Source organism: Phenylobacterium sp., from assembly GCF_044371015.1.
Classification (GTDB): Bacteria; Pseudomonadota; Alphaproteobacteria; order Caulobacterales; family Caulobacteraceae; genus Phenylobacterium.
Map to the genome: position 1 here is coordinate 1 of NZ_JBILUK010000154.1, position 7,574 is coordinate 7,574.

9 protein-coding genes are annotated in these 7,574 nt (G+C 67.0%); 1 reads left to right on the top strand and 8 read right to left on the bottom strand.

The genetic code is table 11. The annotated features are described in order from the left end of the window. Window positions 1–613 (top strand): SDR family NAD(P)-dependent oxidoreductase (locus ACIQ3R_RS12555; RefSeq protein ID WP_397418992.1); only part of this gene is annotated, 613 nt, incomplete at its 5' end. A gap of 9 nt (window positions 614–622) precedes the next feature. On the opposite strand, the gene ACIQ3R_RS12560 is transcribed toward ACIQ3R_RS12555, so the two are convergent. From ACIQ3R_RS12560 to yidC, 8 genes are all read right to left on the bottom strand, one after another. Continuing rightward, complete coding sequence (locus ACIQ3R_RS12560; protein WP_397418994.1) at window positions 623–1,429, bottom strand: SDR family oxidoreductase; 807 nt, start codon at window positions 1,427–1,429, stop codon at window positions 623–625. A gap of 10 nt (window positions 1,430–1,439) precedes the next feature. Continuing rightward, window positions 1,440–1,889: a MaoC family dehydratase gene (locus ACIQ3R_RS12565; protein ID WP_397418996.1), complete on the bottom strand. Its 450-nt coding sequence runs from the start codon at window positions 1,887–1,889 to the stop codon at window positions 1,440–1,442. Between the two features lie 74 nt (window positions 1,890–1,963). Further along, window positions 1,964–2,794 carry a 2,3,4,5-tetrahydropyridine-2,6-dicarboxylate N-succinyltransferase gene (gene dapD / locus ACIQ3R_RS12570; RefSeq protein WP_397418998.1) on the bottom strand — a complete coding sequence of 277 codons (831 nt, stop codon included), beginning with the start codon at window positions 2,792–2,794 and terminating at the stop codon, window positions 1,964–1,966. After that, window positions 2,794–3,456 (bottom strand): pyrimidine 5'-nucleotidase, encoded by a 663-nt coding sequence (locus ACIQ3R_RS12575; protein WP_397419000.1) that lies wholly within the window; start codon window positions 3,454–3,456, stop codon window positions 2,794–2,796. Before ACIQ3R_RS12575 ends, dapD begins: the two co-directional genes overlap by 1 nt. Window positions 3,457–3,601: 145 nt before the next feature. Continuing rightward, a complete protein-coding gene (gene argB / locus ACIQ3R_RS12580) occupies window positions 3,602–4,516 on the bottom strand; it encodes an acetylglutamate kinase (protein ID WP_397419003.1) in 915 nt (304 codons plus the stop codon). Between the two features lie 440 nt (window positions 4,517–4,956). Then, complete coding sequence (locus ACIQ3R_RS12585) at window positions 4,957–6,099, bottom strand: acyl-CoA dehydrogenase family protein (RefSeq protein WP_397419005.1); 1,143 nt, start codon at window positions 6,097–6,099, stop codon at window positions 4,957–4,959. 140 nt (window positions 6,100–6,239) lie between these two features. Next, window positions 6,240–6,842 (bottom strand): ribosome biogenesis GTP-binding protein YihA/YsxC, encoded by a 603-nt coding sequence (yihA, locus tag ACIQ3R_RS12590; protein WP_397419009.1) that lies wholly within the window; start codon window positions 6,840–6,842, stop codon window positions 6,240–6,242. 65 nt (window positions 6,843–6,907) lie between these two features. Next, on the bottom strand, window positions 6,908–7,574 hold a 667-nt coding region (gene yidC / locus ACIQ3R_RS12595; protein WP_397419007.1), incomplete at its 5' end, for a membrane protein insertase YidC.

A 7,574-nucleotide genomic window follows, 5' to 3' on the forward strand; every position in this document is an offset into this window, starting at 1 on the left:
TGTGAAGGCCTTGGGCCGCAAGGCCAAGGCTTATCAGGCGTCCATCGACGACTACGAGCAGGACAAGGCGATGATCGACGCGGTCGCCGCCGACTTCGGTCGCCTCGACATCCTCGTCCACAACGCCGGCATCGCCAGCCGCGGGCGCTCGGTGGTCGACACAGACCCGAGCGAACCCCAGCGCCTCTTCGCCACGCACGCTCAGGGCGCGCATCACCTGGCGGCTTTGGCCCTGCCGCATATCCGCAAGCAGGACCGGGGCGATGTGATCGTCATCTCCTCGGTGGCGACGCTGGGCCACGCGGCCAACGGCGCGCCCTACAACATGGCCAAGGCGGCGCTGGAGGCGCTGGCCTATACGCTGGCCAAGGAGGAGCGGCCCAACGGCGTGTTCGTCAACATCGTCGCGCCGGGGCTCGTCGACACCGACATGGGCCAGAAGCTGGCCCGCGCCACCATGGGCGCCGACGACATCCACGTGCTGGATTCGCGCATGCCGTTCGGCCACGTCTGCCAGCCCGAAGAGGTGGCCGCCGTGGTCCGCTTCCTGGTCTCGCCGGCCAATAGCTACGTCACCGGCGAGAAGATCAACGTACACGGCGGAGGGCGGTAGAGCCGCCCCTTACGAGGTTCCCACCGCGCCGCCATCACTGGCGATGACCTGGCCCACGACATACTCCCCGGCGCGGGACGCCAGGAAGATTGCAAGCCCGGCAATATCCTGAGGCGTGCCGACCCGTCCGGAGGGGTTGTTCTTGCCGACGCTGTTCCAGTCCACGTCCTCGGTCTGGCCGCCGAAGCCGACGCCGGTCGACAGCATCCAGGTGGGATAGGGCCCCGGCGCGATGGCGTTGCAGAGGATGCGCTCCTTGGTGAGGTGCGCCGCCAGGAACCGCGTCAGATGGTGCACGGCGGCCTTTGAGGCCCCGTAGGAGAAGGTGTCGAAGATCGCGGCCTGCAGTCCATCGATGGAGCCGATATTGATCACCCGCGCCGGATCGCCCGCCGCGCCCGCCGCCCGCAAGAGCGGCAGGAGCTTCTGGGTCAGGAAGAAGACGCCCTTGACGTTGGTGTCCATCACCTTGTCCCAACCCGCCTCCGGGAAGGTGTCGATGGATGCGCCCCAGGCGGCGCCGGCGTTGTTGATGAGCACGTCGAGCCGCGTCTCATGCTCGGCCATCCGCTTGGCGAGCCCCTCGCAGCCGGCCACGGTGGAAAGATCCGCGGGCAGCGAGATGCAGGTTCCGCCGTAGGTTTCCGAGAGCCGGGCGGCGGTCTCGTCGCAGACCGAGGCCTTGCGAGACGAGATGTAGACCTTGGCGCCGCCCGCCAGGAACCCGGCGGCGATCATCTCGCCGATGCCGCGCGAACCGCCAGTGACCAGAACGGTCTTGCCGGCTACGGAGAACAGACCGTCGAACATCGTCATGGTCGCGCCCTCAGCCGCCGTAGACCACAGAGATCGTCTCGGCGATGCAGGCGGGCTTGGTCTCGCCCTCAATCTCGATTGTGCATTCGTTCTTGAGCTGCATGCCGCCGGCCTTGGGCTCAGCGCCGATCAGCTTCTGGCGCATGCGCACGCGCTTGCCGACACGCACCATGTTGACGAAGCGGACCTTGTCGGACCCGTAGTTGATCCCGCGGGTCACGCCCTTCACCGGCAGCATGCCGGCGCCCAGGAACGGGATCAGCGACAGGGTGAGATAGCCGTGGGCGATCGGGCCGCCGATCTCTCGCGTGGCGCGCTCGACATCAACATGGATCCACTGGTGGTCGCCCGTGGCCTCGGCGAACTGGTTCACGCGCTCCTGGGTGATCTCGACCCAGTCGGACACGCCGACTTCCTGACCGATCATTCCGGGCAGGTCTTTGATCTCAACGGGGTTCATAGGTTCATCTCCCTGATGTTCTGAAACTTGTTGCAAGCCTCTAGCACCCCGGGGCGCCGGGGCAAGGCATCGGTTCAGTCGCGAAGCAGCTCATTGATCGAGGTCTTCGAGCGGGTGCGCTCGTCCACCGTCTTCATGATCACCGCGCAATAGGTTGAGGGCAGGGCCGGATCGACCGGATTGGGCCGGCTGCCGGACACCACCACGGAATAGGGCGGCACCTCACCGGTACGCGTTTCGCCCGTGCGCCGGTCAATGATCGGCGTTGTCGAGGTGATGAACACGCCCATCGACAGCACGCTGCCTTCGCGGACGATCACGCCTTCGGCCACCTCGGCCCGCGCGCCGATGAAGCAGTTGTCCTCGACGATGGTCGGGTTGGCCTGCAGCGGTTCCAGCACGCCGCCGATTCCCGCGCCGCCGGAGATGTGACAGTTCTTTCCGATCTGGGCGCAGGAGCCGACCGTGGCCCAGGTGTCGACCATCGTGCCCTCGTCGACATAGGCTCCGATGTTGACGAACGAGGGCATGAGCACGACGCCCCTGCCGATGTGGGCGCCTCGCCGGACGACACACCCTGGCACGGCCCGGAAGCCCGCGGCTTGGAAGCGCGCCGGGTCCCAACCCTCGAACTTGCCGGGCACCTTGTCCCAGTAGGGGCCGGGGACCGGGGCCTCCATCAGCCGGTTCTCCGAGAGACGGAAGGAGAGCAGGATCGCCTGCTTGGCCCACTGGTGCGTGGTCCACACCCCGTCCGCGCCCCGTTCCGCCACCCGCAGCCGACCGCTGTCGAGCTGATTCAGGGTCTCGAAGACGGCGTCGCGGATCGGCCCCATGGTGGCCGTGTTGACTCCGTCGCGGGCCTCCCAGGCGGCCTCGATCACGGTCTTCAGGTCATTGGACATCAGGCGGCTTCCTTCAGGCGCGCCGTATTCAGAAACGGCGCGAGATGTTGCGTACGGTGATGGATGTAGGGCGCGGTGGAGGCCGACGCATGGGCGCCGACCAGCACGGTCGTCATGCCCAGGCTCGCGGCCGGCTCCAGGTTGCGTTCGGAGTCTTCGAAGAAGGCGGTGACGTTCGGGTCGATGCCGTGGGCTGCGTCGATCCGCCGGAAGGCCTCGGGGCTCGGCTTGGGTTCATAGCCGGCCGAACCGATGTGGAAGACGTCGTCGAACAGCGCGTCGAGACCCAGATGCGTCATCACCCGGCGCGCGTGCAGATCGTCGGCGTTGGTGAAGATCAACCGTCGTCCAGGCAGCCGGGCCAGCGCCGCCAGCAGCGCCGGATCGTGCGCCAGCGCCTCCAGGGACAGATCGTGGAAGATGGCGTGGAACTCGGCGGGATCGACCCCGTGGTTCAACATCATGCCCTTCAGCGTCAGCCCATGCTCGGCCAGATAGGTCTTCTGCAGCTTGAACGCCGCTTCGCGCGGCAGGCCGGTGACCCGCTCCACATAGTCGGTCATGCGATGGACGATCGCGGCCATGAACCCGGACTCCGCCGGATAGAGCGTGTTGTCGAGGTCGAACAGCCAAGTGTCGACATGGGAGAGGTCGGCGCTCAAGGCTCATCCCCTCCCAGCGGGGGAGGGGGACCACGCAAAGCATGGTGGAGGGGGGAACCCGCCGATCCGGCCTTGGGGGGAGAGCCCCCTCCACCGACCTTCGGTCGGTCCCCCTCCCCCTGAGGGGGCGGACCAGGCGCGTGTTTCACGGCTTCACCATCGTCCCCGACCCGTGCTCGGTGAACAGCTCCACCAGCATGGCGTGAGGCCGGCGGCCGTCGAGGATGACCACCGCTTCGACGCCGGATTCCACCGCCGCGATGGCGGTCTCCAGCTTGGGGATCATGCCGCCGGTCGCGACCCGCTCGGCGATGGCCGTGCGCGCCTCGGCGATGGTCATCTGGGCGATGCGTTCCTTGTTGGCGTCGAGCACGCCCGAGACGTCGGTCAGGAGCAGCATGCGCTTGGCGCCCAGCGCGCCGGCCAGCGCGCCCGCCACCGTGTCGGCGTTGATGTTGAAAGTCTGCCCCGTCTCGTCCACGCCGATCGGCGCGATCACCGGGATATAGTCGTGATCCGCCGCGATCAGCGCCTTGATCAGCGTGGTGTCGATCACCCTGGGCTCGCCGACGAAGCCCAGGTCGACAATCTTCTCCTCGACGCTGTCCCGCGCCCGCGTCGTGCGGGTCACCTTCTCCACCGTGATCAGCTTGGCGTCCTTGCCCGAGAGACCCACGCCGCGCACATCGGCCTCGGCCCCGGCCTGAGTGATCCAGCTGGCGATCTCTTTGTTGATGGCGCCCGACAGCACCATCTCGGCGACTTCCATGGTGGCCTGGTCAGTCACGCGCAGCCCGTCCACAAAGGTGGACTTCACGCCGGCCTTCTCCAGCCAGGCCGAAATCTGCGGCCCGCCGCCATGCACCACCACGGGGTGCACGCCCAGCATCTTGAGCAGCACAACGTCGGCCGCGAACAGCTTGGCGACGCTCTCCTCGCCCATGGCGTGGCCGCCGTACTTGATGACCACGGTCTCGCGGTCATAGCGCTGGATGTAGGGGAGCGCCTCGGCCAGCGTCCTGGCGGTGGCCCAGCCCTGGGATTCCTTGTCGTCGGTCACGTCAGCCCTCGCCGTTCGCGCGCCGGGTCCGATAGCGGACAGGGGACCGGCTGTCACGGTCGGAGGGACGAGAGGCCGCGGCGGGGGTCGGCCCACGCCGTAGCGCCTGTGAGAAACGCCGGTTCGAGATTTTCCGCATACTGGAGACTGGAACGCAGGTTTCACGGTTTTCACCGAGAGCGGCCGACGCCTGAATTTTCCACTTCGGGCGGGGGTGTGGAAAATCCTGGACCACGGTTGAGCGGCCGCGGGACGTGACCGGCGGCGGCGTTCGGACGTGATGCGGCGAGGGACATGGCCAAATCGAAGCACGCCGCGGCGACAGAAGCGGACGCTCAGCGCCGCCCCATAGGCTTCGCCGCTATCGCCCGGCGCGTCCGACGGGTTGACGTTGCGGGGAGGTGGGACCGGCGACAGTTTCGCCGCACGCCCCGCCGCACTCAAATCGTCCGCGCGACGACTTCCTTCATGATCTCCGATGTCCCGCCATAGATCCGCTGGACCCGAGCATCTCGCCACAGCCGCGCGATGGGGTATTCGTTCATGTAGCCGGCGCCGCCGTGCAGTTGCAGCGCGGCGTCGCAGACTTCCCATTGCAGCTCGGTGTGGAACAGCTTGGCGGCCGAGCCCTCGGCGGCGGTCAGCCGGCCTTCCAGGTGGCGCGCTATGGCCCAGTCGAGGTGCGCCCAGCCGGCCTGCAGCTTGGCCTTGAGGCCGGCCAGCGTGAAGCGGGTGTTCTGGAAGTCGAACACCGTCTGGCCGAACGCCTTGCGTTCCTTGGTGAACTTGACCCCCTCGTCGAAGGCGCGCTGGGCGCCGGCCTGGGCTTGCGCGGCGATGCCCAGCCGCTCCTGCGGCAACTGGTTCATCAGGATGGAGAAGCCCTTGCCCTCATCGCCCAGCAGGTTGGCGACCGGCACGCGCACGTCTTCGAAGAAGAGCTCGGAGGTGTCGGCCGAATTCTGCCCGATCTTGTCGAGGTTCCGGCCCCGCTTGAAACCGGGCCGGGTCGCTTCCACCAGAATGAGTGAGATGCCCTTGGCGCCCTGGGTGGGGTCGGTCTTGGCGACAACGACGATCAGGTCGGCGCTCTGGCCGTTGGTGATGTAGGTCTTGGAGCCGTTGACGACATAGTGGTCGCCGTCGCGGATCGCGGTGGTGCGCACCGCCTGGAGATCGGAGCCGGTGCCGGGCTCGGTCATGGCGATGGCCGTGATCGCCTCGCCCGAGACCATCCTGGGCAGCCAGTGGCGCTTCTGCGCTTCGGAGCCGAAGTGGGTGATGTAGTCGGCGACAATGTCGGACTGCAGCGTGATGCCGGAGGTGGAGCCCGCGTAGAACACCTCTTCGGAGATCACGGCGTTGTAGCGGAAGTCGAGGCCCAGGCCGCCGTACTCTGTGGGAACGCCCGGGCAGAGCAGACCCGCTTCGCCGCAGGCCAGCCAGAAGTCGCGCCCGATGATCCCCTCTTCCTCCCAGCGATCGAGGTTGGGGACGAGCGCCTTGTCCAGGAACTTGCGCACCTGGTCGCGGAACAGGTTGAGGTCTTCATCAAAGATGGGGCGGGCGGACATATCGATCATGGGGCGTTCCCTTTCAGGCTCCCACATAGCCGCGTGACGCCGGGGAGGTGAAGTCTGTAGCCCTCTTGCTTGCGGAGAGGGCCGGTTCCCTCCGGCGCCTCAGACCAACGCGCCCAACGGGGCGTCGCCCTCGAGGGAGGCTAGGCGCCGAAACAGGCGGCCAGGATCTCCGCGCGCAACTCGGGAATGCCCACGCCCTTTTCCGAGGAGGTGGCCAGCACCCGCGGGAAGGCGGCCGGGCGCCTGGCGATCTTGCGGCGGGTCTCGGCGGCGACCTGGTCGACGTCGCGCTGGCTGCGCAGCTTGTCGGCCTTGGTGAGGATGATCTGATAGCTGACAGCCGAGAGGTCGAAGGCCTCCATCGCCTCGTTGTCCACGTCCTTGAGGCCGTGCCGGGCGTCGATCAGCAGGTAGGCGCGCTTCAGGTTCGGCCGCCCGCGGAGATAGGCGCGGCCCAGGTTCTGGAACTTGTTCTTCTCGCCCCGGCCGACCTTGGCGAAGCCATAGCCCGGGAGATCGACCAGCCGCAGGCGCTCATCGGCGACGAAGAAGTTGACCTCCCGTGTGCGGCCGGGTGCGGTCGAGGCGCGGGCCAGGTGCGTGCGGCCGGTCACCGCGTTGATCAGCGATGACTTGCCGACGTTGGAGCGGCCGGCGAAGGCCACTTCCGGCAGGTCCGCGAGCGGCAGGCCGGTCATGGCCACCGCGCCCATCAGAAAGTTCACCGGATGGGCGAAGAACACCCGCGCCGCCTCCAGCGCTTCGGCGTCGAAGCCGGCCTCGCCCGATGGTGAACCGGGGGGCGTCGTCACCCGGCTTCCTTGGACTTGCCGGTGATCTTCCGGATCGCCTGATCGATCGGATTGTCGACCTTGAAGCGGCGCATGATCACGTACTGCTGAAGCACCGTCAGCATGTTCGACCACGTGTAGTAGACCAGGAGGCCGATGGCGAACTGGGCCATGATGAAGGTGAACAGGATCGGCATCAGCTGGAAGATCCGTTGCTGGATCGGATCCGGCGCCGGCGGGCTCATGGCGGTCGTGAGCCAGGTGGTGAAGCCGTAGAGGATCGGCAGGACGCCGATGTGCAGGAAGCCGTGGCCGCCGATCAGGGCGCCGATGAAGGGCGCGGTCGCCGGGTCCCAGGGGATCGCGCCGAAGAGGCTCCAGATGTTGGTCGGGTCCGGCGCGGAGAGGTCCTTGATGTAGCCGACGAACGGCGCGTGGCGCATTTCCACGGCCAGCTGCAGCACCTTGAAGAGGGCGAAGAACACCGGGATCTGCAGCAGGATAGGTAAGCAGCCTGCCAGAGGGTTGACCTTCTCGCGCTGATAGAGGGCCAGCAGCTCCTGTTGCTGCTTCTGAGGGTCGTCTTTGAATTTGGCGCGCAGCTCCTCCATCTGCGGCTGCACCATCTTCATCTTCGTCATCGACTCGTACTGCTTGTTGGCGAGCGGGAAGAAGACGAGTCGC

Excerpts from the sequence above, each read along its gene's own strand:
- ACIQ3R_RS12585 (WP_397419005.1), bottom strand. The coding sequence starts at position 6,099 with ATGATCGATATGTCCGCCCGCCCCATCTTTGATGAAGACCTCAACCTG.
- dapD (WP_397418998.1), bottom strand. The coding sequence starts at position 2,794 with ATGTCCAATGACCTGAAGACCGTGATCGAGGCCGCCTGGGAGGCCCGC.
- ACIQ3R_RS12560 (WP_397418994.1), bottom strand. The coding sequence starts at position 1,429 with ATGACGATGTTCGACGGTCTGTTCTCCGTAGCCGGCAAGACCGTTCTG.
- ACIQ3R_RS12565 (WP_397418996.1), bottom strand. The coding sequence starts at position 1,889 with ATGAACCCCGTTGAGATCAAAGACCTGCCCGGAATGATCGGTCAGGAA.